Annotated in this window: 26 protein-coding genes and 1 other annotated feature; all 26 genes read right to left on the reverse strand. The window is 40.6% G+C overall.

Annotated elements, in window-relative coordinates:
• Positions 1 to 23: 23 nt before the first annotated feature.
• The 26 genes from rpsH to rplJ all read right to left on the reverse strand — a co-directional run bounded on the left by rpsH (position 24) and on the right by rplJ (position 21,505).
• Positions 24 to 422 (reverse strand): 30S ribosomal protein S8, encoded by a 399-nt coding sequence (gene rpsH, locus DPQ31_RS00505; protein ID WP_000245511.1) that lies wholly within the window; start codon positions 420 to 422, stop codon positions 24 to 26.
• Between the two features lie 29 nt (positions 423 to 451).
• Entirely contained in the window at positions 452 to 637 is a 186-nt protein-coding gene (rpsN, locus tag DPQ31_RS00510; protein WP_001085700.1) for a 30S ribosomal protein S14, read from the reverse strand.
• 33 nt (positions 638 to 670) lie between these two features.
• Positions 671 to 1,210, reverse strand: coding sequence for a 50S ribosomal protein L5 (rplE, locus tag DPQ31_RS00515; RefSeq protein ID WP_001080829.1), 540 nt, complete (start codon positions 1,208 to 1,210; stop codon positions 671 to 673).
• A 26-nt stretch (positions 1,211 to 1,236) separates the two neighbouring features.
• Positions 1,237 to 1,548, reverse strand: a complete 312-nt coding sequence (gene rplX / locus DPQ31_RS00520; protein WP_000558200.1) for a 50S ribosomal protein L24 — start codon at positions 1,546 to 1,548, stop codon at positions 1,237 to 1,239.
• A gap of 38 nt (positions 1,549 to 1,586) precedes the next feature.
• Positions 1,587 to 1,955 (reverse strand): 50S ribosomal protein L14, encoded by a 369-nt coding sequence (rplN, locus tag DPQ31_RS00525; RefSeq protein ID WP_000615912.1) that lies wholly within the window; start codon positions 1,953 to 1,955, stop codon positions 1,587 to 1,589.
• Between the two features lie 43 nt (positions 1,956 to 1,998).
• Complete coding sequence (gene rpsQ, locus DPQ31_RS00530; protein ID WP_000004106.1) at positions 1,999 to 2,262, reverse strand: 30S ribosomal protein S17; 264 nt, start codon at positions 2,260 to 2,262, stop codon at positions 1,999 to 2,001.
• A gap of 20 nt (positions 2,263 to 2,282) precedes the next feature.
• On the reverse strand, positions 2,283 to 2,483 hold the full coding sequence (gene rpmC / locus DPQ31_RS00535; protein ID WP_000855718.1) for a 50S ribosomal protein L29: 201 nt from the start codon (positions 2,481 to 2,483) through the stop codon (positions 2,283 to 2,285).
• Positions 2,473 to 2,907, reverse strand: a complete 435-nt coding sequence (gene rplP, locus DPQ31_RS00540; RefSeq protein ID WP_000928969.1) for a 50S ribosomal protein L16 — start codon at positions 2,905 to 2,907, stop codon at positions 2,473 to 2,475. Before rplP ends, rpmC begins: the two co-directional genes overlap by 11 nt.
• A gap of 1 nt (position 2,908) precedes the next feature.
• Positions 2,909 to 3,568, reverse strand: a complete 660-nt coding sequence (gene rpsC / locus DPQ31_RS00545) for a 30S ribosomal protein S3 (RefSeq protein WP_000529958.1) — start codon at positions 3,566 to 3,568, stop codon at positions 2,909 to 2,911.
• A 3-nt stretch (positions 3,569 to 3,571) separates the two neighbouring features.
• A complete protein-coding gene (rplV, locus tag DPQ31_RS00550; RefSeq protein ID WP_001148024.1) occupies positions 3,572 to 3,913 on the reverse strand; it encodes a 50S ribosomal protein L22 in 342 nt (113 codons plus the stop codon).
• A 17-nt stretch (positions 3,914 to 3,930) separates the two neighbouring features.
• Positions 3,931 to 4,209 carry a 30S ribosomal protein S19 gene (gene rpsS / locus DPQ31_RS00555; protein WP_000124454.1) on the reverse strand — a complete coding sequence of 93 codons (279 nt, stop codon included), beginning with the start codon at positions 4,207 to 4,209 and terminating at the stop codon, positions 3,931 to 3,933.
• A gap of 60 nt (positions 4,210 to 4,269) precedes the next feature.
• Positions 4,270 to 5,100: a 50S ribosomal protein L2 gene (rplB, locus tag DPQ31_RS00560; protein ID WP_000511583.1), complete on the reverse strand. Its 831-nt coding sequence runs from the start codon at positions 5,098 to 5,100 to the stop codon at positions 4,270 to 4,272.
• Positions 5,101 to 5,128: 28 nt separating this feature from the next.
• The gene (gene rplW, locus DPQ31_RS00565) at positions 5,129 to 5,419 is read right to left on the reverse strand and encodes a 50S ribosomal protein L23 (protein ID WP_001205558.1); all 291 of its coding nucleotides are present in this window, start codon (positions 5,417 to 5,419) and stop codon (positions 5,129 to 5,131) included.
• Positions 5,419 to 6,042 (reverse strand): 50S ribosomal protein L4, encoded by a 624-nt coding sequence (rplD, locus tag DPQ31_RS00570; RefSeq protein ID WP_001127258.1) that lies wholly within the window; start codon positions 6,040 to 6,042, stop codon positions 5,419 to 5,421. Before rplD ends, rplW begins: the two co-directional genes overlap by 1 nt.
• 25 nt (positions 6,043 to 6,067) lie before the next feature.
• Positions 6,068 to 6,700, reverse strand: coding sequence for a 50S ribosomal protein L3 (gene rplC, locus DPQ31_RS00575; RefSeq protein WP_000160209.1), 633 nt, complete (start codon positions 6,698 to 6,700; stop codon positions 6,068 to 6,070).
• A 34-nt stretch (positions 6,701 to 6,734) separates the two neighbouring features.
• On the reverse strand, positions 6,735 to 7,043 hold the full coding sequence (gene rpsJ / locus DPQ31_RS00580) for a 30S ribosomal protein S10 (RefSeq protein ID WP_001040595.1): 309 nt from the start codon (positions 7,041 to 7,043) through the stop codon (positions 6,735 to 6,737).
• A 397-nt stretch (positions 7,044 to 7,440) separates the two neighbouring features.
• Positions 7,441 to 8,628, reverse strand: coding sequence for an elongation factor Tu (gene tuf / locus DPQ31_RS00585; RefSeq protein ID WP_001029617.1), 1,188 nt, complete (start codon positions 8,626 to 8,628; stop codon positions 7,441 to 7,443).
• Positions 8,629 to 8,745: 117 nt separating this feature from the next.
• Positions 8,746 to 10,824, reverse strand: a complete 2,079-nt coding sequence (gene fusA / locus DPQ31_RS00590; RefSeq protein WP_000196385.1) for an elongation factor G — start codon at positions 10,822 to 10,824, stop codon at positions 8,746 to 8,748.
• Positions 10,825 to 11,030: 206 nt separating this feature from the next.
• Positions 11,031 to 11,501 (reverse strand): 30S ribosomal protein S7, encoded by a 471-nt coding sequence (gene rpsG, locus DPQ31_RS00595; RefSeq protein WP_001137492.1) that lies wholly within the window; start codon positions 11,499 to 11,501, stop codon positions 11,031 to 11,033.
• A gap of 29 nt (positions 11,502 to 11,530) precedes the next feature.
• Complete coding sequence (rpsL, locus tag DPQ31_RS00600; RefSeq protein ID WP_001142341.1) at positions 11,531 to 11,953, reverse strand: 30S ribosomal protein S12; 423 nt, start codon at positions 11,951 to 11,953, stop codon at positions 11,531 to 11,533.
• Between the two features lie 114 nt (positions 11,954 to 12,067).
• Positions 12,068 to 12,316: a 50S ribosomal protein L7ae-like protein gene (locus DPQ31_RS00605; protein WP_000121831.1), complete on the reverse strand. Its 249-nt coding sequence runs from the start codon at positions 12,314 to 12,316 to the stop codon at positions 12,068 to 12,070.
• Positions 12,317 to 12,429: 113 nt separating this feature from the next.
• Positions 12,430 to 16,041: a DNA-directed RNA polymerase subunit beta' gene (gene rpoC / locus DPQ31_RS00610; protein WP_000567945.1), complete on the reverse strand. Its 3,612-nt coding sequence runs from the start codon at positions 16,039 to 16,041 to the stop codon at positions 12,430 to 12,432.
• 37 nt (positions 16,042 to 16,078) lie between these two features.
• Positions 16,079 to 19,612 (reverse strand): DNA-directed RNA polymerase subunit beta, encoded by a 3,534-nt coding sequence (gene rpoB, locus DPQ31_RS00615; RefSeq protein ID WP_097959563.1) that lies wholly within the window; start codon positions 19,610 to 19,612, stop codon positions 16,079 to 16,081.
• A gap of 291 nt (positions 19,613 to 19,903) precedes the next feature.
• Complete coding sequence (locus DPQ31_RS00620; RefSeq protein WP_000763276.1) at positions 19,904 to 20,503, reverse strand: class I SAM-dependent methyltransferase; 600 nt, start codon at positions 20,501 to 20,503, stop codon at positions 19,904 to 19,906.
• Positions 20,504 to 20,577: 74 nt separating this feature from the next.
• Complete coding sequence (gene rplL, locus DPQ31_RS00625; RefSeq protein ID WP_000159737.1) at positions 20,578 to 20,937, reverse strand: 50S ribosomal protein L7/L12; 360 nt, start codon at positions 20,935 to 20,937, stop codon at positions 20,578 to 20,580.
• Positions 20,938 to 21,004: 67 nt separating this feature from the next.
• Positions 21,005 to 21,505 carry a 50S ribosomal protein L10 gene (gene rplJ, locus DPQ31_RS00630; protein ID WP_000048718.1) on the reverse strand — a complete coding sequence of 167 codons (501 nt, stop codon included), beginning with the start codon at positions 21,503 to 21,505 and terminating at the stop codon, positions 21,005 to 21,007.
• 39 nt (positions 21,506 to 21,544) lie between these two features.
• Positions 21,545 to 21,689 (reverse strand) — a sequence feature (ribosomal protein L10 leader region).
• Positions 21,690 to 21,701 lie beyond the last annotated feature (12 nt).

The following is a 21,701-nucleotide window of genomic DNA, read 5'->3' on the forward strand; positions in this document are numbered from 1 at the left end:
CCTCCGTTCGTTTTAAATATATATTACCAAACGTATGCTACTACTTCTCCACCAGTTTGTAATTGACGAGCATCTTTGTCTGTCATTACTCCCTTAGATGTAGAAACAAGAGCGATACCTAATCCGTTAAGTACACGTGGTACTTCATCAGCTTTAGCGTAAACGCGTAAGCCAGGTTTACTGATACGTTTTAATCCAGTGATTACACGTTCATTGTTTGCACCATATTTCAGGAAAATACGAAGGATACCTTGTTTGTTATCCTCGATGTATTCTACATCACGAATGAAACCTTCACGTTTTAAAAGTTCAGCGATCTCTTTTTTGATTTTAGAAGCAGGAACCTCTAATTTCTCATGACGTACCATGTTCGCATTACGGATGCGAGTAAGCATGTCTGCAATTGGATCTGTCATCACCATGTGTTTTACCTCCTTCCCATTTGTGGGTTTTACCAACTAGCTTTTTTAACACCAGGAATTTGACCTTTATATGCAAGTTCACGGAAACAAATACGGCAAAGTTTAAATTTGCGGTATACAGAATGCGGACGACCGCAGCGTTCGCAACGTGTATACTCTTGTACTTTAAACTTAGGAGTACGCTTTTGTTTCGCTATCATAGATTTTTTAGCCACGTTTTCGCCTCCTCTACTTAGCGTTGGCTTCCATTATTTTTGGAATGGCATACCGAATTGTGTTAAAAGTTCACGAGCTTCTTCATCAGTTTTCGCTGTAGTAACGATTACGATGTCCATACCGCGGACTTTGCTTACTTTATCATAATCGATCTCAGGGAAGATAAGTTGCTCTTTAACACCTAATGTGTAGTTCCCACGACCATCGAATGATTTCTTAGAAACACCACGGAAATCACGTACACGTGGTAAAGAAACTGACACTAATTTGTCGAAGAACTCATACATTTGCTCGCCGCGTAAAGTTACTTTCGCACCGATTGGCATACCTTCACGAAGACGGAAACCAGCGATTGATTTTTTAGCACGAGTTACAACAGGTTTTTGACCTGCGATTTGTGTTAATTCTTCTACTGCATTGTCTAAAGCTTTTGAGTTAGATACCGCGTCACCAACACCAGTGTTGATTACGATCTTTTCGATTTTCGGTACTTCCATCACAGATTTATAGTTAAACTTGCTCACTAGAGCAGGAGTAATTTCCTTTTGGAACTTCTCTTTAAGGCGATTCAATGAAGTGACCTCCTTTCTTAAGAAAATTATTTATCTAATAATTCACCAGATTTTTTTGCAATACGAACTTTTTTACCATCTTCTACTTTGAAGCCTACACGAGTAGGTTCACCTGTTTTCGGATCTAAAATCATAACGTTAGAAACGTGAATAGGTGCTTCTTTAGTAATAATTCCACCTTGTGGATTTAATTGAGATGGCTTAGAGTGCTTCTTAACGATATTGACACCCTCAACGATAACACGGTTTTGCTTTGGGAAAGCCACAAGGATAACGCCTTGTTTTCCTTTGTCTTTACCAGTGATTACCTGTACTTTATCACCTTTTTTTACATGCATCTTAATTCTGCACCTCCTTAGCAAGGCAATACCTTAAATTATAGAACTTCTGGAGCTAAAGAAACGATCTTCATGAAGTTGCTATCACGTAATTCACGAGCTACTGGTCCGAAGATACGAGTACCACGTGGGCTCTTATCGTCTTTAATGATAACCGCTGCGTTTTCATCAAATTTGATGTAAGAACCGTCCGGACGACGAGCTCCGCTCTTCGTACGTACTACTACTGCTTTAACAACGTCACCTTTTTTAACAACGCCACCTGGTGTTGCTTGTTTTACCGTAGCAACGATAATATCACCAATGTTAGCATATTTACGACCAGAGCCGCCTAATACTTTAATTGTTAAAAGTTCACGTGCACCAGAGTTGTCAGCAACTTTCAAACGAGATTCTTGTTGGATCATGTTATGAAACCTCCCTTCGGACTAAAAATTCCGATTCGTCTATTTAGATAATAACCGCTTCTTCAACGATTTCAACTAAACGGAAACGCTTAGTAGCAGAAAGCGGGCGAGTTTCCATGATTTTAACGATATCGCCAAGTTTCGCTTGGTTTTGCTCATCATGGGCTTTGTACTTCTTAGAATACTTAACACGTTTTCCGTACAAGGAATGAGTTTTGTAAGTTTCAACTAAAACTGTAATCGTTTTGTCCATTTTGTCAGACACTACACGACCAGTATAAACTTTGCGTTGGTTACGTTCGCTCACTATGCAAACCTCCCCTCAATTTATCGATTAATTCCGATCTCTCTTTCACGAACTACAGTTTTCATACGAGCAATTGCTTTACGCACTTCACGAATGCGAGTTGGATTCTCTAATTGTCCTGTAGCAAGTTGGAAGCGAAGATTAAACAACTCTTCCTTTAAAGCTTTAACTTTTGTTTCGATTTCGGCAGTGGTTAATTCACGAATATCATTAGTTTTCATTAGATTCACCACCATTTTCTTCACGTTTTACGAATTTACATTTCACAGGTAACTTGTGAGCTGCAAGACGTAATGCTTCGCGTGCTACCTCTTCAGATACACCCGCGATTTCGAACATAATTTTCCCAGGTTTTACTACTGCTACCCAGCCTTCTGGTGCCCCTTTACCGGAACCCATACGTACTTCTAGAGGTTTTGCAGTGTAAGGCTTAGAAGGGAAAATTTTAATCCATACTTTACCGCCACGTTTCATGTAACGAGTCATTGCACGACGAGCAGCTTCGATTTGACGGTTTGTAATCCATGAAGCAGCTTGTGCTTGTAAACCGAATTCACCGAAAGCAATTTCAGTTCCACCTTTTGCACGACCACGCATTTTACCACGATGCTCTCTACGATATTTTACGCGTTTTGGCATTAACATATTATTTTCCTCCTTCCTCAGAAGCTTTCTTTTTTGTAGGAAGGACTTCTCCACGGTAGATCCATACTTTTACGCCTAATTTACCGTATGTTGTATCAGCTTCAACTGCTGCATAGTCAATATCAGCGCGAAGTGTATGAAGTGGAACAGTTCCTTCACTGTAAGATTCTGCACGAGCGATATCAGCTCCGCCAAGACGACCAGAAACCTGTGTTTTAATACCTTTAGCACCTGCACGCATAGCACGTTGAATAACTTGCTTTTGTGCACGACGGAATGATACACGGTTTTCTAATTGACGAGCGATGTTTTCGCCTACTAATTTAGCGTTAAGATCAGCTCTCTTAACTTCTAAAATATTGATGTGTACACGCTTGCCTGTTAATTGGTTAAGAGCTTTGCGAAGTGCTTCAACTTCAGTACCACCTTTACCAATTACCATACCAGGTTTTGCAGTGTGAATTGTAACATTTACACGATTTGCTGCACGTTCGATTTCTACTTTAGCAACAGCAGAATCTTTTAAGCGTACAGTAATGTACTCACGGATTTTGATGTCTTCATGTAATAATGTAGCGTAATCTTTCTCAGCGAACCAACGAGATTCCCAGTCACGGATAACACCGACACGAAGACCAATTGGATTAACCTTTTGACCCATCGATTATCCCTCCTTCTTTTCTGATACCACAACTGTGATGTGGCTTGTGCGTTTGTTAATTTGGCTTGCACGACCCATTGCACGTGGACGGAAACGTTTCAACGTTGGACCTTCGTCAACGAAAACTTTTTCAACAACTAGGTTGTTAATATCCATCTCATAATTGTGCTCTGCATTTGCGATTGCAGATTTTAAAACTTTTTCTACAACTGGAGAAGCAGTTTTTGGTGTGTGGTTAAGGATAGCAATCGCTTCACCCACTTGCTTACCTCGGATTAAGTCTACTACTAAACGAACTTTACGAGGAGCAATACGAACTGTTCTCGCTACTGCTTTAGCTTGCATTGAAGTGCCTCCTCTCATTATCTTCTAGTTTTCTTATCGTCAGCAAGGTGACCTTTATACGTACGAGTTGGTGCGAATTCACCTAACTTATGGCCAACCATATCCTCAGTGATGTACACAGGTACGTGTTTACGACCATCATATACAGCGATTGTGTGTCCGATGAACTGAGGGAAGATTGTTGAACGGCGAGACCAAGTTTTAACAACTTGTTTTTGCTCAGATGCAACTAATTTTTCCATTTTGCTCATTAAGTGATCATCGACAAATGGTCCTTTTTTTAAGCTACGAGCCATTTTGGTGCCTCCCTTCGTGATTGGCGTACGGTTCTAGAAATGAACCGTACTACAATCCCATTATTTTTTACGACGACGAACGATAAATTTATCAGACGCTTTATTTTTCTTACGAGTCTTGAATCCAAGAGTTGGTTTACCCCATGGAGACATTGGAGACTTACGTCCGATTGGAGAACGTCCTTCACCACCACCGTGTGGGTGATCAACCGGGTTCATTACAGAACCACGAACTGTTGGGCGTTTACCTAACCAGCGAGAGCGACCTGCTTTACCGATTTTGATAAGTTCGTGTTGTTCGTTACCAACTTGACCGATTGAAGCGCGACAAGCAGATAATACAAGACGTACTTCACCAGAAGTTAAACGTACAAGTACGTATTTACCTTCTTTACCAAGTACTTGAGCAGATGTACCAGCAGAACGAACTAATTGTCCGCCACGACCAGGCTTAAGCTCGATGTTATGAACAACAGTACCTACTGGAATGTTGATTAATGGTAATGCATTACCGATTTTAATGTCAGCTTCTGGGCCAGACATAACTTCCATACCTACTTCTAAAGATTTAGGAGCAAGAATGTAACGTTTTTCACCGTCAACGTAGTTAATTAATGCGATATTCGCAGAGCGGTTTGGATCGTATTCGATCGTAGCAACGCGTCCTGGAATTCCATCTTTGTTACGCTTAAAGTCGATGATACGGTATTGACGCTTATGTCCGCCACCTTGATGACGTACAGTAATTTTACCTTGGTTATTACGACCCGCCTTCTTGCTTAAAGGAGCAAGTAATGACTTTTCGGGTCTGTCAGTCGTGATTTCAGCGAAATCATTCGTAGTCATATTACGACGACCGTTAGTAGTTGGATTATACTTTTTAATTCCCATCTCAATTTCCCTCCTTCTTTAGTAAGAATTAAACGCCTTGGAAGATTTCGATTTCTTTGCTGTCAGCAGTTAGCTTAACGATTGCTTTACGACGACGGCTAGTAAAACCAGCGTGACGACCAACGCGTTTTGCTTTCGGCTTGTAGTTCATGATGTTCACTTTTTCTACTTTAACACCAAAGATCGCTTCAAGAGCATCTTTAACTTCTGTTTTATTAGATTTAACGTCCACATCGAACGTGTATTTTTTTTCAGCCATCATTTCCATAGAACGTTCAGTGATAACTGGGCGCTTAATGATATCACGAGGATCTCTCATTATGCAAGCACCTCCTCTACTTTTTCCACTGCCGCTTTTGTCATGATTAGCTTATCATGATGAAGCACGTCTAAAACGTTTACGCCATCAGCAGTGATTACTGTTACTCCAGGGATATTGCGAGCAGATAACTCTACAGATTCGTTTGCATCAGCAGTTACGATAAGAGCTTTCTTCTCAACAGTTAATCCTTTAAGTACTGCTAGCATATCTTTTGTTTTTGGTGCATTTAACACTAGGTCTTCAAGAACTACAATGTTGTTCTCAACTACTTTAGTAGCTAATGCAGATTTGATTGCTAAACGACGAACTTTCTTAGGAAGTTTGTACGCATAGCTTCTTGGTGTAGGTCCGAATACCGTACCACCACCACGCCATTGAGGAGAGCGGATAGACCCTTGACGAGCACGTCCAGTTCCTTTTTGACGCCATGGTTTACGACCACCACCGCGAACTTCAGAACGAGTTTTTACTTTGTGTGTACCTTGACGTAAAGATGCACGTTGCATCATTACAGCTTCGAAAAGTACAGCTTCATTTGGTTCGATACCGAAAATAGCTTCAGCTAATTCGATTTCACCAACCTGTGAACCAGTTTGGTTATATACAGTAACTTTTGGCATTGGAATTCCTCCTTCCTATTGTGAATTATTTGCTAACCTTCACAGCGCCTTGAACAACTACAAGAGATTTCTTAGCACCTGGAACGTTACCTTTTACTAGTAATAAGTTGCGCTCAGTGTCAACTTGAACGATTTCTAAGTTTTGGATAGTAACTTGGTCTCCACCCATACGTCCAGCAAGTTTTTTGCCTTTGAATACACGGTTCGGAGCAACTGGGCCCATTGAACCTGGACGACGGTGATAGCGAGAACCATGAGACATAGGTCCGCGAGATTGTCCGTGGCGTTTGATAACACCTTGGAAACCTTTACCTTTAGAAATTCCTGTTACGTCAACGATTTCACCTGCAGCGAAAACTTCAACTTTTACCTCTTGACCAACCTCTAATCCGTCCACGTCTGCATCGCGGATTTCGCGAATGAAGCGCTTAGGAGTTGTAGATGCTTTAGCAGTGTGGCCTTGTTCAGGTTTGTTAGTTAACTTTTCACGTTTATCTTCAAATCCTAACTGGATTGCATTGTAGCCATCAGTTTCAGTTGTTTTCTTTTGAAGAACAACGTTTGGATTAGCAGCGATAACTGTTACTGGGATTAACTCACCGTTCTCAGCAAATACTTGAGTCATACCGATCTTTCTTCCTAAGATTCCTTTGGTCATGAGTTACACCTCCTACATTTTTAAGTTATATAATTTATAGTTTGATTTCGATATCTACACCAGACGGTAAGTCTAAACGCATTAATGAATCTACTGTTTGTGGAGTAGGACTCACGATATCGATTAAACGTTTGTGTGTGCGCATTTCGAATTGCTCACGAGAATCTTTGTACTTATGAACAGCACGAAGAATTGTGTAAATAGTCTTCTCAGTTGGTAATGGGATCGGACCAGAAACTGTTGCCCCAGAACGCTTAGCTGTTTCTACAATTTTCTCAGCTGATTGATCAAGAATACGGTGATCATAAGCTTTTAAACGGATACGAATTTTTTCTTTTGCCATTATTTTCCCTCCTTCGTTCGCCTATTTCTAAAATAGACCTTCTCCATGGAAATTTCCCCACACCATGCCATGGCAAAGCGGCCGGGTGTGTCAGCAACCTTCCACTTCATCGCAGTCAAAGACCAACATTGTCTATTATACAATGTTATTCGTCTAGATGCAAGCATCTTTTTGTTTGCATCTGCTTTTCTCTACTTTTGCTATTATACATGGCACTTTAAAGAATTTCAAGTTTTCATCTAACAGAATTCATTTTACAGTTTCTGGGTTTTGTTTTGTTGGTTTTATATTACTATAGAAGAAACTCGTCAAAACATAAAAATATAATCTTACTCATTATATAAACACAAACAAAAAACCCAAGGGAGAATCCCTTGGGTTTTTATATCAGTTAAGATTACTCAACGATAGTTGCAACTACGCCGTAACCTACTGTACGTCCACCTTCACGAATAGAGAATTTAGTTCCCTCTTCGATAGCGATTGGAGCGATAAGTTCGATAGTCATTTCGATGTTGTCACCAGGCATTACCATTTCAGTACCTTCTGGTAATTGGATGATACCAGTTACGTCAGTTGTACGGAAGTAGAACTGAGGACGGTAGTTAGCGAAGAATGGAGTGTGACGTCCACCTTCTTCTTTAGATAATACGAAAACTTCAGCTTTGAATTTAGCGTGTGCTTTTACAGAGCCAGTTTTAGCAAGAACTTGTCCACGTTGGATGTCTTCACGAGCAACCCCACGAAGAAGAGCACCGATGTTGTCTCCAGCTTGAGCTTGGTCAAGAAGTTTACGGAACATTTCTACACCAGTTACAGTTGTAGAAGCATTCTCTTCAGCAAGACCGATGATTTCTACTACGTCACCAACTTTAACGATTCCGCGCTCTACACGACCAGTTGCAACTGTACCACGACCTGTGATAGAGAATACATCCTCGATAGGCATTAAGAATGGTTTGTCAGTTTCACGTTCTGGAGTTGGGATGTAAGCATCAACTTCAGTCATTAATTCAATGATTTTTGCTTCCCAATCAGCTTCTCCTTGAAGAGCTTTAAGAGCAGAACCTTTGATTACAGGAATGTCGTCGCCTGGGAATCCGTATTCAGATAATAGGTCACGAACTTCCATTTCTACTAATTCTAATAATTCTTCGTCGTCTACCATGTCGCATTTGTTTAAGAATACAACGATGTAAGGTACACCTACTTGACGAGAAAGAAGGATGTGCTCACGTGTTTGAGGCATTGGGCCATCAGCAGCAGATACTACTAAGATACCGCCGTCCATTTGAGCAGCACCAGTGATCATGTTTTTAACATAGTCAGCGTGACCTGGGCAGTCAACGTGTGCATAGTGACGAGTTTCAGTTTCGTACTCAACGTGTGCAGTTGAGATTGTGATTCCGCGCTCTCTTTCTTCTGGAGCAGCGTCGATTTGATCGTATCCGCGTGCTTCAGCACCACCAGCTTTTGCAAGAACTGTAGTGATCGCAGCAGTTAATGTAGTTTTACCATGGTCAACGTGGCCGATTGTACCGATGTTAACATGGGGTTTAGAACGTTCGAATTTAGCTTTAGCCATTCTAAATTCCTCCTTAGTTTATATAGGTTATTTTATATTTAGACTAGAAAGCGAAACCGAAGTCTCACTTTCTAAGCTTACATAAGTAGTTATACTTGAACAATCGATAAAAATCAATTATTCACCTTTATTTTTTTTAATAATTTCTTCTGAAACAGACTTCGGTACTTCTTCATAATGATCAAATGTCATTGAGAATGTTCCGCGTCCTTGAGTGTTTGAACGTAATGCTGTCGCATAACCGAACATTTCAGAAAGTGGAACCATAGCGCGAACAACTTGTGCGTTACCGCGAGCTTCCATACCTTCTACACGTCCACGACGAGATGTTACGTCACCCATGATGTCTCCCATGTATTCTTCAGGAATTACAACTTCAACTTTCATCATTGGCTCAAGAATTACTGGGTTACATTTAGAAACCGCAGCTTTAAGTGCCATAGATGCAGCGATTTTGAACGCCATCTCAGATGAATCGACATCATGGTAAGAACCGTCAACTAATGCTGCTTTAATGTCAACTAGTGGGTAACCAGCTAGTACACCATTTTTAAGTGAGTCTTCAAGACCCGCTCCAACAGCTGGGATGTATTCACGTGGAACTACACCGCCGACGATTTTGTTTTCGAATTCAAATCCTTTACCTTCTTCGTTAGGTGCAAACTCAATCCAAACGTGACCGAATTGTCCACGTCCACCAGATTGACGAGCGAACTTACCTTCAACTTTCGCAGCAGCGCGGAAAGTTTCACGGTATGCTACCTGAGGAGCACCAACGTTTGCTTCAACTTTGAATTCACGGCGCATACGGTCAACGATGATATCAAGGTGAAGTTCACCCATACCAGCGATGATTGTTTGGCCAGTTTCTTGGTCAGTGTGAGCACGGAATGTTGGATCTTCTTCAGAAAGCTTAGATAATGCTGTACCCATTTTATCTTGGTCAGCTTTAGATTTTGGTTCGATAGCTACAGAGATAACTGGCTCTGGGAATTCCATAGACTCAAGGATAACAAGGCTCTTCTCGTCACAAAGAGTATCACCAGTAGTAGTATCTTTTAAACCTACAGCAGCAGCGATGTCACCAGCGTAAACTGTTGAAATCTCTTCACGGCTGTTAGCGTGCATTTGTAGGATACGACCTACACGCTCACGCTTACCTTTAGTTGAGTTTTTCACGTATGATCCAGAGTTTAACACACCAGAGTACACACGGAAGAACGTTAACTTACCAACATAAGGGTCAGTCATGATTTTGAATGCTAAAGCTGCAAATGGTTCTTCATCGCTAGACTTACGTTCTACTTCTTCCTCTGTATCCGGAAGAGTACCTTTAATAGCAGGTACATCTAATGGAGATGGTAGGTAGTCGATAACTGCGTCTAACAGAATTTGAACACCTTTGTTTTTGAATGCAGAACCACAGATTACTGGGAAGAATTCTACAGAAGTTGTAGCCTTACGGATACCAGCTTTAAGCTCTTCTACAGTGATTTCTTCACCTTCTAGGTACTTCATCATCATTTCTTCATCAAGCTCAGCTACCGCTTCAATAAGCTTTCCACGGTATTCTTCAGCTAGTTCTTTGTGCTCTTCAGGAATTTCGACACGCTCGATGTCTGTTCCTAAATCGTTACCGTACATGTAAGCACACTCTTCAACAAGGTCAATGATACCATTGAACTCATCTTCAGCACCGATTGGTAACTGAATTGGATGTGCGTTTGCTTGTAAACGATCGTGGATTGTTCCTACAGAGTATAAGAAATCTGCACCGATCTTATCCATTTTGTTAACGAATACGATACGAGGTACACCGTAAGTAGTAGCCTGACGCCAAACAGTTTCTGTTTGTGGTTCAACACCAGATTGTGCATCAAGTACTGCTACCGCACCATCAAGTACGCGTAAAGAACGTTCTACTTCTACTGTGAAGTCTACGTGTCCTGGAGTGTCAATGATGTTTACACGGTGACCTTTCCATTGAGCTGTAGTTGCAGCAGAAGTAATTGTGATACCACGCTCTTGCTCTTGCTCCATCCAGTCCATCTGAGATGCACCTTCATGAGTTTCACCGATTTTATGAATACGTCCTGTGTAATACAGAATACGCTCAGTTGCTGTAGTTTTACCAGCATCGATGTGAGCCATGATACCAATATTACGAGTGTTTTCTAAAGAGAACTCTCTTGTCATTTGGTGTCTTGCTCCTTCCATATATGGATTGGATTTTTTTATTTTAAGTAGCAAAAAAGCCACTTTATATTGTTACATATGCCAGTGTCCAGTACCCTCATTATGTAAAACGAGCGCCCAACGAAAGGGAGAGGCATTCTCCCTCTCCACACTTCCATAAGCGACAAATAAAGCGGTTTATGCTTACATTTATTTTACGTTGAATCCTACCAACGGTAATGAGCAAATGCTTTGTTAGCTTCTGCCATTTTATGAGTGTCTTCACGTTTCTTAACAGATGCACCAGCGTTGTTAGCTGCATCTAAGATTTCGTAAGCTAGACGCTCTTCCATAGTTTTTTCACCACGAAGACGAGCATAGTTTACTAACCAGCGAAGACCTAAAGTTGTACGGCGTTCTGGACGAACCTCAACTGGAACTTGGTAGTTAGCACCACCAACACGACGAGCGCGTACTTCAAGAACAGGCATGATGTTCTTAAGAGCTTGCTCGAATACTTCCATTGGTTCTTTATCTGAACGTTCACGAACGATATCGAAAGCGTTATAAAGAATTGTTTGAGATTTACCTTTTTTACCGTCAACCATCATTTTGTTGATTAGGCGTGTTACAAGTTTAGAATTGTACATTGGATCAGGTAACACGTCACGTTTCGCAACAGGTCCTTTACGAGGCATATTGAGTTCCTCCTTTCATTATAAGTTTATTATTTTTTAGCAGGTTTTGGTCGCTTAGTACCATATTTAGAACGTCCTTGCATACGTTTGTCAACACCAGCTGTATCAAGCGCTCCACGAACGATGTGGTAACGTACCCCTGGTAAATCCTTTACTCGACCACCGCGAATTAATACTACGCTATGCTCTTGTAGGTTATGACCGATACCTGGGATGTAAGCTGTAACTTCAATACCGTTTGTTAAACGTACACGAGCGTATTTACGTAACGCTGAGTTAGGTTTCTTTGGAGTCATTGTACCAACACGAGTACATACACCACGTTTTTGAGGTGCAGAGATATCAGTTGATTTTTTCTTTAAAGAGTTAAAACCTTTGTTTAACGCAGGTGATTTAGATTTCCATACTTTATCAGTACGACCATTTCTCACTAATTGGTTAATAGTAGGCATTTGATTATCCTCCCTTCGCATGTTTGTATGACCACATATCCAGGTGGTTCATTATTAGTTGAAAACAAAGTTTTTGCAAGGAAGAGCAAATGCTCTCTCCTCACAAAAACAGTTTTAACTTATTATTCCTATTGCTGAAGCTCCCACTTGAATCCCCGAAACTTTTCCAAGCTTACGAACTGATTCAACTTTGGTTATGGGTATGTTATGTTGCAAAGCAGTGCGAATGATAATATGGGTTAACCGCACATCAGCATCTTCTGCAATAACAACTTCTTTAACTATACCATTTTTGATTGCTTCCAATGTTCGTTTATGACCAACGACTACATTTTCAGCATTTGACACTTTTTGATAAGACATATAAATATCCTCCAAAGCATCGTTCAGGAGCAACCTTGATTATAGTAACATTTTGACTCATACAATGTCAACTAGGATTAGATGTTTTTATACAAAATTTACGACGGAAAATTTTACTGTTCCACATAAATCTCATCGTTTTCTACATTCATGTCATCTTGTGTTGTTTTTACAAGATCAACTTTGCGATAACGATTCATACCTGTTCCAGCAGGAACAAGTTTACCGATAATAACGTTCTCTTTCAGTCCTAGAAGCTCATCACGTTTACCTTTAATTGCTGCATCAGTTAAGACACGAGTTGTTTCTTGGAATGATGCTGCAGATAAGAATGAATCAGTTTCAAGTGAAGCTTTTGTAATACCAAGTAGAACAGGTCTAGCCGTTGCTGGTTGTTTACCTTGCAGTAACACCTTCGCATTCGCATCAGTAAACTGATGGATATCTAGTAATGTTCCTGGTAATACATCTGTTTCACCTGCATCACTTACACGAACTTTACGTAGCATTTGACGTACCATTACCTCTACGTGTTTGTCACCAATTTCTACCCCTTGCATACGGTATACTTTTTGAACTTCACGTAATAAGTATTCTTGAACTGCCGTAATGTCCGTTACTTTTAGTAATTCTTTCGGATCAATAGAACCTTCTGTTAACTCTTTACCGTGGCTAATTGGCTGTCCTGGCGTTACTTTCAGACGAGCACCGTAAGGAATAGCATACGTACGAGCTTCAACCTCACCCTGTACAACTACTTCTTGGCGATCTTTAACATCGTTGATCGCTGCGATAACACCGTCGATTTCACTGATAACTGCCTGACCTTTCGGATTACGAGCTTCAAAGATCTCTTGGATACGAGGTAAACCTTGTGTGATATCATCACCGGCAACCCCACCTGTATGGAACGTACGCATCGTTAACTGTGTACCTGGCTCACCGATAGATTGAGCCGCGATAATACCTACCGCTTCTCCTACTTCTACGTCTGTACCAGTTGCTAAGTTACGACCGTAACACTTCTTACATACACCATGGCGAGTGTTACACGTAAACGCTGAACGAATGTTTACAGTTTCAACACCCGAATTTTCAACGATATGAGCGATATCTTCAGTAATTAATTGATTTTCAGCAACTAATACTTCACCTGTTTCAGGATGTTTTACAGTTTTTCTTGCAAAACGTCCAACAAGACGATCATATAATGACTCAATTACTTCATTACCCTCTTTAATCGCACCGATTAGTAAACCGCGATCTGTTCCACAATCATCTTCACGAACAATTACATCTTGTGCAACGTCTACAAGACGACGTGTTAAGTAACCAGAATCGGCAGTCTTAAGTGCTGTATCGGCAAGACCTTTACGAGCACCATGCGTAGAGATGAAGTACTCAAGTACTGTTAAACCTTCACGGAAACTTGATTTGATCGGAAGTTCAATGATACGACCAGATGGATTGGCCATCAGACCACGCATACCAGCAAGCTGAGTGAAGTTAGATGCGTTACCACGGGCACCGGAATCACTCATCATGAAGATTGGATTGCGTTTATTCAAGGACTTCATCAGTTTTCCTTGGATAACGTCTTTTGCATTACTCCAAATAGAGATAACACGATCGTAACGTTCTTCTTCCGTGATTAAACCGCGACGGAATTGTTTAATTACATTATCTACTTTTGCTTGTGCTTCGTGGAGAATTTCATCTTTTTCACCTAATACAAGAATGTCAGATACCCCAACTGTAATACCAGCTTTTGTAGAGTATTTAAATCCTAAGTTCTTCATACGGTCAAGCATGCGAGACGTCTCTGTAATTTTGAAACGCTTGAATACTTCCGCAATGATGTTACCAAGAATCTTCTTGCTAAATGGTGCCACTTCTTCGCGACTAGCAATAATTTCTTTAATGTTCGCACCTTTTTCAACGAAATATTCCGCTGGTGTTTCTTTTTCAAGGTTTGAGTTTGTTGGTTCGTTAATATAAGGGAACGACTCTGGTAAGATTTCGTTAAATATTAATTTACCAACTGTTGTTAATAGAAGCTTACCTTTTTGCTCTTCAGTAAACGTTACATTATTTACTGAACTTGCAGCAACTGCAACACGCGTGTGCAGATGTACATATCCATTTTGGTATGCAAGTATTGCTTCGTTGGCATCTTTGAAGACCATACCTTCACCGATTGCACCTTCACGCTCAAGTGTTAAGTAGTAGTTACCTAATACCATATCCTGAGATGGAGTAACAACTGGTTTTCCGTCTTTTGGATTCAAGATGTTTTGTGCCGCTAACATAAGAATACGAGCTTCTGCTTGTGCTTCTGATGATAACGGAACGTGAACTGCCATTTGGTCACCGTCAAAGTCCGCGTTGTATGCAGTACATACAAGTGGGTGAAGACGGATTGCACGACCTTCTACTAGTGTAGGTTCAAACGCCTGGATACCAAGACGGTGAAGTGTTGGTGCGCGGTTTAGAAGTACTGGATGTTCTTTAATCACAGATTCTAAAACGTCCCAAACTTCAGGTTGTACACGCTCGATTTTACGTTTAGCACTCTTAATGTTGTGTGCTAAACCTTTTTCAACTAACTCTTTCATAACGAAAGGTTTGAACAGTTCAAGCGCCATTTCTTTCGGTAATCCACATTGGTACATCTTTAAGTTCGGTCCTACAACGATTACTGAACGACCAGAGTAGTCAACACGTTTACCTAATAAGTTTTGACGGAAACGTCCTTGTTTACCTTTAAGCATGTGAGATAGAGATTTTAATGGACGGTTACCTGGTCCAGTAACTGGACGGCCACGGCGACCATTATCGATTAATGCGTCTACAGCTTCTTGTAACATACGTTTTTCGTTTTGAACGATGATGCTTGGTGCACCTAAGTCCAATAGACGTTTTAAACGGTTGTTACGGTTAATTACACGACGGTATAAGTCGTTTAAATCAGAAGTAGCAAAACGTCCACCATCCAACTGTACCATTGGGCGTAGTTCTGGTGGGATAACTGGAAGAACATCTAGGATCATCCAAGATGGGTGATTTCCAGAGTTACGGAATGCTTCTAATACTTCTAGACGTTTAATAGCACGAGTACGGCGTTGTCCTTGTGCTGTTTTTAATTCTTCTTTTAAGAAGTCTACTTCTTTATCTAAATCGATATCTTGTAGTAGCTTTTTAATCGCTTCTGCACCCATAGCAGCTTGGAATGTGCTACCATATCGATCACGATATGCACGGTATTCTTTTTCAGAAAGTAATTGCTTCTTATCAAGTGGTGTATCTCCACTTTCTGTTACAACATAAGAAGCGAAATAAATTACTTCTTCAAGCGCGCGAGGGGACATGTCTAAGACAAGTCCCATGCGGCTCGGGATACCTTTGAAATACCAAATATGAGATACAGGAGCAGCTAATTCGATATGACCCATACGTTCACGACGAACTTTTGCACGCGTTACTTCAACGCCACATCGATCACAAACTACACCTTTATAACGTACACGTTTGTATTTTCCGCAATGACATTCCCAGTCCTTTTGTGGTCCGAAAATACGCTCACAGAACAAGCCATCTTTTTCAGGCTTTAACGTACGATAGTTAATTGTTTCTGGTTTCTTAACTTCACCGTATGACCAAGAACGAATCTTGTCAGGTGAAGCAAGTCCAATCTTCATATATTCAAAGTTATTTACATCTATCAAGGGGCCTACCTCCCTTTTAGTCTACAGGTTATCCCAATTATTCCTTAGTTGTCTCAACTTCGACATTCAATTTATCTGCTGATTGATGATCGTCGTCATCTTCTGTATCACGCATTTCGATTTCTTTATCGTCGCTAGACATCATTTTAACGTCCATACCTAAACTTTGCAGTTCTTTAATCAATACTTTGAATGATTCAGGAACGCCTGGTTCTGGAACATTTTCACCTTTAACAATTGCTTCATACGTCTTAACACGTCCGATAACATCATCAGACTTCACTGTTAAGATTTCTTGAAGAGTATAAGCAGCACCATAAGCTTCAAGTGCCCAAACCTCCATCTCACCGAAACGCTGTCCACCGAACTGAGCTTTACCTCCAAGAGGTTGCTGCGTTACAAGTGAGTATGGTCCAGTAGAACGAGCATGAAGTTTATCGTCAACCATGTGCGCAAGTTTGATCATATACATGACACCAACAGATACGCGGTTATCGAATGGTTCACCAGTACGTCCGTCATACAGGATTGTTTTCGCGTCATTTGCCATACCAGCTTCTTCAATTGTGCCCCATACATCTTCCTCACGAGCACCATCGAATACTGGTGTTGCAATGTGAATGCCAAGGTATCTTGCTGCCATACCAAGATGAAGCTCTAATACCTGACCGATATTCATACGAGATGGTACCCCTAATGGGTTTAACATGATATCGATTGGCGTACCATCTGGTAAGTAAGGCATATCTTCTTCTGGTAAAATACGAGAGATAACACCTTTGTTACCGTGACGTCCTGCCATCTTGTCACCTTCAGAAATTTTACGTTTTTGAACGATATACGCACGTACAAGTTGATTCACGCCCGGTGGCAATTCATCGCCATCTTCACGGTTGAATACTTTTACGTCTAAGATAATACCGCCACCACCATGTGGTACACGTAGTGATGTATCACGTACTTCACGTGCTTTTTCACCGAAGATTGCATGTAATAGACGTTCTTCTGCTGTTAGTTCTGTTACACCTTTAGGTGTTACTTTACCAACAAGTAGATCTCCATCTTTTACTTCAGCACCGACGCGAATAATACCACGCTCATCAAGGTTACGAAGTGCATCTTCTCCGACGTTTGGAATATCACGTGTAATTTCTTCTGGTCCAAGCTTCGTATCACGAGCTTCTGACTCATATTCTTCAATATGAATAGAAGTGTACACATCATCTTTTACAAGGCGCTCACTCATAATGATCGCATCCTCATAGTTATAACCGTCCCATGTCATGAAGCCAACAAGCACGTTACGTCCAAGTGCTAGTTCACCTAATTCCATAGAAGGACCATCCGCAAGGATTTCACCTTTTACAACTTCATTTCCAACACTTACGATTGGACGTTGGTTGTAGCAAGTTCCTTGGTTAGAACGAATGAATTTTTGCATTTTGTAGCGATCTAAGTCGCCTTTTACTGTTTGACCGTCAACATCTACATAGCGACGTACCCAAACTTCACGTGCTTCTACGCGTTCAACAACACCAGGGTGTTTACAGATTACTGCAGCACCTGAGTCTTTTGCTGATACGTACTCCATACCTGTACCTACAATCGGTGATTCCGGATTCATTAACGGAACCGCCTGACGTTGCATGTTCGCTCCCATAAGTGCGCGGTTAGAGTCATCGTTTTCTAAGAACGGAATACAAGCTGTCGCTGCCGACACTACTTGCTTTGGAGATACATCCATATAGTCGATGCGTTCTTTATTTGTGACAATGTTTTCACCACGGAAACGAGCTACGATATCTTCATCAAGGAATTCTCCTTCTTCAGATAATTTCATATTCGCTTGGGCTACAACATAATTATCTTCTTCATCTGCTGTTAAATAATCAACCTGCCCTGTTACAAGACCAGTTTCTGGGTCAACACGACGGTATGGTGTTTCAATGAAACCAAACTCATTTACTTTCGCGAACGAAGATAATGAGTTAATCAAACCGATGTTTGGTCCCTCTGGTGTTTCAATCGGACACATACGACCGTAGTGAGAGTAGTGAACGTCACGCACTTCAAAGCCTGCGCGCTCACGCGTTAAACCACCGGGTCCTAATGCAGATAGTCTTCGTTTGTGAGTTAACTCTGCTAATGGGTTTGTTTGGTCCATGAACTGAGATAACTGAGAACTTCCGAAGAACTCTTTAATAGATGCAATAACAGGACGGATGTTAATTAACGCCTGTGGTGTAATTGCATTTGTATCTTGAATCGACATTCTCTCACGAACAACACGCTCCATACGAGAAAGACCGATACGGAATTGGTTTTGTAAAAGCTCTCCTACTGAACGTAAACGACGGTTTCCTAAGTGGTCGATATCGTCTGTGTCCCCTACTTTGTATAGTAGGTTGAAGAAGTAGCTGATAGAAGCAAGGATATCACCTGGTGTAATATGTTTTATATCACGAGTAATATTTGCATTACCAATTACGTTAATTACGCGTTCGCCTTCTGACTCAGGAGCATAAATCTTAATGGATTGCAGCTCAACATCGCCTGCTACCACTCCGCCCATTGGTTTCGCTGTTTTGAATCCAATGTTTTTCTCTAAGTAAGGTAGAATGCGATCAAGCGTACGACGATCTAAGACTGTTCCTTCTGCCGCTAAAATTTCACCAGTTTCTGGATCCACCAGTGTTTCAGCTAAACGTTGGTTAAACAATCTATTTTTAATGTGTAGCTTTTTGTTGATCTTATAGCGACCTACATTTGCTAAGTCGTAGCGCTTCGGATCAAAGAAACGAGACACAAGTAAGCTCTTTGCATTTTCTACTGTTGGTGGTTCACCAGGGCGTAGACGCTCATAAATTTCAAGCAATGCTTTTTCTGTGCTATCTGTGTTGTCTTTTTCTAATGTGTTGCTTAAGTATTCGTTATCACCTAAAAGCTCGGTGATTTCTTGATCAGAGCCAAACCCTAATGCGCGTAACAAAACAGTTACAGGAAGTTTACGAGTACGGTCAATACGTACATATACAACATCCTTAGCATCTGTCTCATACTCTAACCAAGCCCCGCGGTTTGGAATTACAGTAGCAGTAAAACCACGTTTTCCGTTTTTATCCACTTTGCCACTATAGTATACGCTTGGAGAGCGAACTAACTGGGAAACGATAACACGTTCTGCACCGTTAATTACGAATGTTCCAGTCTCTGTCATGAGTGGGAAATCTCCCATGAACACATCTTGTTCTTTTACTTCACCAGTTTCCTTGTTGATTAGACGCACTTTTACACGAAGTGGTGCTGCATACGTCACATCACGCTCTTTGCATTCTTCTACAGAGTATTTAGGTTCACCTAAGCTGTAGTCGATAAATTCAAGCGATAGATTTCCCGTAAAGTCTTCGATCGGAGAAATGTCTTGGAACATTTCTCGCAAACCCTCATCAAGAAACCACTGATAAGAAGAGGTTTGAATTTCGATAAGATTTGGTAACTCTAATACTTCACTAATACGGGCATAACTTCTTCGTTGGCGGTGGCGTCCGTATTGAACTAGTTGACCTGTCAACTGCTTCACCCCTCAAATCATGAGTATTATAAATGCACAAAAAAATTTGTGCAAAATCACAAATAAATACAACTACTGCTATTAGCGTAGTTTTTTTCTCTTAAAGATAGATACGTTGAGTCTTTCTACCTGCTCAAAAAGAAAAATGGCTTCTTTAAGAAAACCATCATTCTGTTTCATAATCTGCTGATTTTACTATCTTTTCCAAGAGAAACAAAAATATACATCTTTTCTCAACGCAGAAAATCATATATTGGCATTGTATAATGTTAACATAGCCAAAAATAACCGTCAACGCTTTTTTGATTTTATGATATAATATCCTTTTTTCTTTTCTACAACTTCAACTTCAGAAAATACTTCTTCTAGTTTTTTTAGCGCAGATGGTGCACCTTGTTTCTTTTGAATAACAATCCACAATTCTCCACCTGAAACTAAATACTCTACAGCTTTTTCTAAAATCTCATGCACGATATCTTTACCAGCACGAATTGGAGGATTAGATAGAATAACAGCATACTTGCCATCTACATTTTCATAGACACTACTTTGCAAAATACGTACATTTTCAATTTTGTTATTAGCGGCATTTTCTTTTGCAAGCCCCAAGGCCCTTTCATTCACATCCACCATGTGAATTTCACGATCTTGAAACTCTTTCGCTAACGACAAACCGATTGGACCGTACCCACACCCTACGTCTAACACATTACCTTTAACATCTGGCATTTGAAACGCTTCAATTAAAAGACGAGAACCAAAGTCCACTTCGTTTTTCGAGAACACCCCATGGTCAGATAAAAAAGTAAATCGAGATTCACGAAGCGTAAATTCCCATCGTTTACGATCACTCTTACTAGAAGGGTCGTTAGAAAAATAATGGTCTGCCATATGGCCACCTCTTTTCTTTACAGTTAAAAAAAAAGCTCGCATGAGAGCGAGCTTTTTAAAGCATCAAAAGTTAATTACTTAACTTCTACAGCAGCGCCAACTTCTTCAAGTTTAGCTTTCATTTCTTCAGCTTCCTCTTTAGAAACGCCTTCTTTGATTGCTTTTGGAGTGTTGTCAACTAATTCTTTAGCTTCTTTTAAGCCAAGACCAGTGATTTCACGTACAGCTTTGATAACTTTGATTTTTTGAGCGCCAGCACTTGCAAGTACTACGTCAAATTCAGTTTTCTCAGCAGCAGCTTCACCAGCGCCACCAGCTACAGCTACAGGAGCAGCAGCAGTTACGCCGAATTCTTCCTCGATAGCTTTTACTAAGTCGTTAAGTTCTAATACAGTCATAGATTTAACTGCTTCAATGATTTGTTCTTTAGTCATTGTAAATATCCTCCCTTAAATAGGTTTGTATTGTTTTATAGATAACAAGTAATTATCTTTTAAAAAATTAAGCGCCTTGCTCTTCCTTTTGTTCTGCAACTGCTTTAGTAGCAAGTGCAAGGTTACGGATTGGAGCTTGAAGAACGCTAAGAAGCATAGAAAGTAAGCCTTCACGTGATGGAAGAGTAGCGATAGCTTTAACCTCATCAAGTGTTACAAGTTTACCTTCGATTACGCCCGCTTTAATTTCTAAAGCTTCATGTTTTGTAGCGAAGTCGTTTAATACTTTCGCAGGAGCAACTACATCCTCGTTACTGAACGCGATTGCGTTTGGTCCTGTTAAGAATTCGTTTAACTCAGCCATTTCAGCAGACTCTGCAGCACGACGAGTTAAAGAGTTTTTGTAAACTTTGAACTCAACGCCAGCTTCACGTAATTGCTTACGTAATTCTGTTGCTTCAGAAACTGTTAAACCACGGTAGTCAACAACGATTGTAGATTTACTAGCGCGAAGTTTGTCCGCGATTTCAGTTACAACTTGTTGTTTAGTTTCGATTACTTTGCTCATGTTATTACACCTCCTGTAGATTATATAGAAGATGTACCGAAAGTGCACTAAAAACCTCCATGCCCAACTTGTAGACATGGAGGCATATAGTCACAGAAAAAAGATTCCGCTTCGTATATTAACACCTAGGTAGGAAATTAAGTCGAATGACACCTACTGTCTACGGTACACTATTTAAATTCACAACATAAATGAT

It is taken from the genome of Bacillus sp. COPE52, assembly GCF_003355115.1.
Lineage (GTDB): Bacteria > Bacillota > Bacilli > Bacillales > Bacillaceae_G > Bacillus_A > Bacillus_A toyonensis.

What these genes read in the sequence shown, in the direction of transcription:
- rpsC (WP_000529958.1), bottom strand. Translation starts at nt 3,568, where the DNA reads ATGGGTCAAAAGGTTAATCCAATTGGTCTTCGTGTCGGTGTTATCCGT.
- tuf (WP_001029617.1), bottom strand. Translation starts at nt 8,628, where the DNA reads ATGGCTAAAGCTAAATTCGAACGTTCTAAACCCCATGTTAACATCGGT.
- rplD (WP_001127258.1), bottom strand. Translation starts at nt 6,042, where the DNA reads ATGCCAAAAGTTACTGTATATAACCAAACTGGTTCACAGGTTGGTGAA.
- DPQ31_RS00605 (WP_000121831.1), bottom strand. Translation starts at nt 12,316, where the DNA reads ATGTCTTATCAAAAAGTGTCAAATGCTGAAAATGTAGTCGTTGGTCAT.
- rpsG (WP_001137492.1), bottom strand. Translation starts at nt 11,501, where the DNA reads ATGCCTCGTAAAGGACCTGTTGCGAAACGTGACGTGTTACCTGATCCA.
- DPQ31_RS00620 (WP_000763276.1), bottom strand. Translation starts at nt 20,503, where the DNA reads ATGGCAGACCATTATTTTTCTAACGACCCTTCTAGTAAGAGTGATCGT.
- rpsL (WP_001142341.1), bottom strand. Translation starts at nt 11,953, where the DNA reads ATGCCTACTATTAACCAATTAGTGAGAAATGGTCGTACTGATAAAGTA.
- rplN (WP_000615912.1), bottom strand. Translation starts at nt 1,955, where the DNA reads ATGATCCAACAAGAATCTCGTTTGAAAGTTGCTGACAACTCTGGTGCA.
- rplJ (WP_000048718.1), bottom strand. Translation starts at nt 21,505, where the DNA reads ATGAGCAAAGTAATCGAAACTAAACAACAAGTTGTAACTGAAATCGCG.
- rplL (WP_000159737.1), bottom strand. Translation starts at nt 20,937, where the DNA reads ATGACTAAAGAACAAATCATTGAAGCAGTTAAATCTATGACTGTATTA.
- rpsJ (WP_001040595.1), bottom strand. Translation starts at nt 7,043, where the DNA reads ATGGCAAAAGAAAAAATTCGTATCCGTTTAAAAGCTTATGATCACCGT.
- rplC (WP_000160209.1), bottom strand. Translation starts at nt 6,700, where the DNA reads ATGACCAAAGGAATCTTAGGAAGAAAGATCGGTATGACTCAAGTATTT.
- rplV (WP_001148024.1), bottom strand. Translation starts at nt 3,913, where the DNA reads ATGCAAGCTAAAGCAGTAGCGAGAACAGTTCGTATTGCTCCTCGTAAA.
- rplB (WP_000511583.1), bottom strand. Translation starts at nt 5,100, where the DNA reads ATGGGAATTAAAAAGTATAATCCAACTACTAACGGTCGTCGTAATATG.
- rpsS (WP_000124454.1), bottom strand. Translation starts at nt 4,209, where the DNA reads ATGGCTCGTAGCTTAAAAAAAGGACCATTTGTCGATGATCACTTAATG.
- rplX (WP_000558200.1), bottom strand. Translation starts at nt 1,548, where the DNA reads ATGCATGTAAAAAAAGGTGATAAAGTACAGGTAATCACTGGTAAAGAC.
- fusA (WP_000196385.1), bottom strand. Translation starts at nt 10,824, where the DNA reads ATGACAAGAGAGTTCTCTTTAGAAAACACTCGTAATATTGGTATCATG.
- rpsH (WP_000245511.1), bottom strand. Translation starts at nt 422, where the DNA reads ATGGTGATGACAGATCCAATTGCAGACATGCTTACTCGCATCCGTAAT.
- rplW (WP_001205558.1), bottom strand. Translation starts at nt 5,419, where the DNA reads ATGAGAGATCCTCGTGATATCATTAAGCGCCCAGTTATCACTGAACGT.
- rpmC (WP_000855718.1), bottom strand. Translation starts at nt 2,483, where the DNA reads ATGAAAACTAATGATATTCGTGAATTAACCACTGCCGAAATCGAAACA.
- rplP (WP_000928969.1), bottom strand. Translation starts at nt 2,907, where the DNA reads ATGTTAATGCCAAAACGCGTAAAATATCGTAGAGAGCATCGTGGTAAA.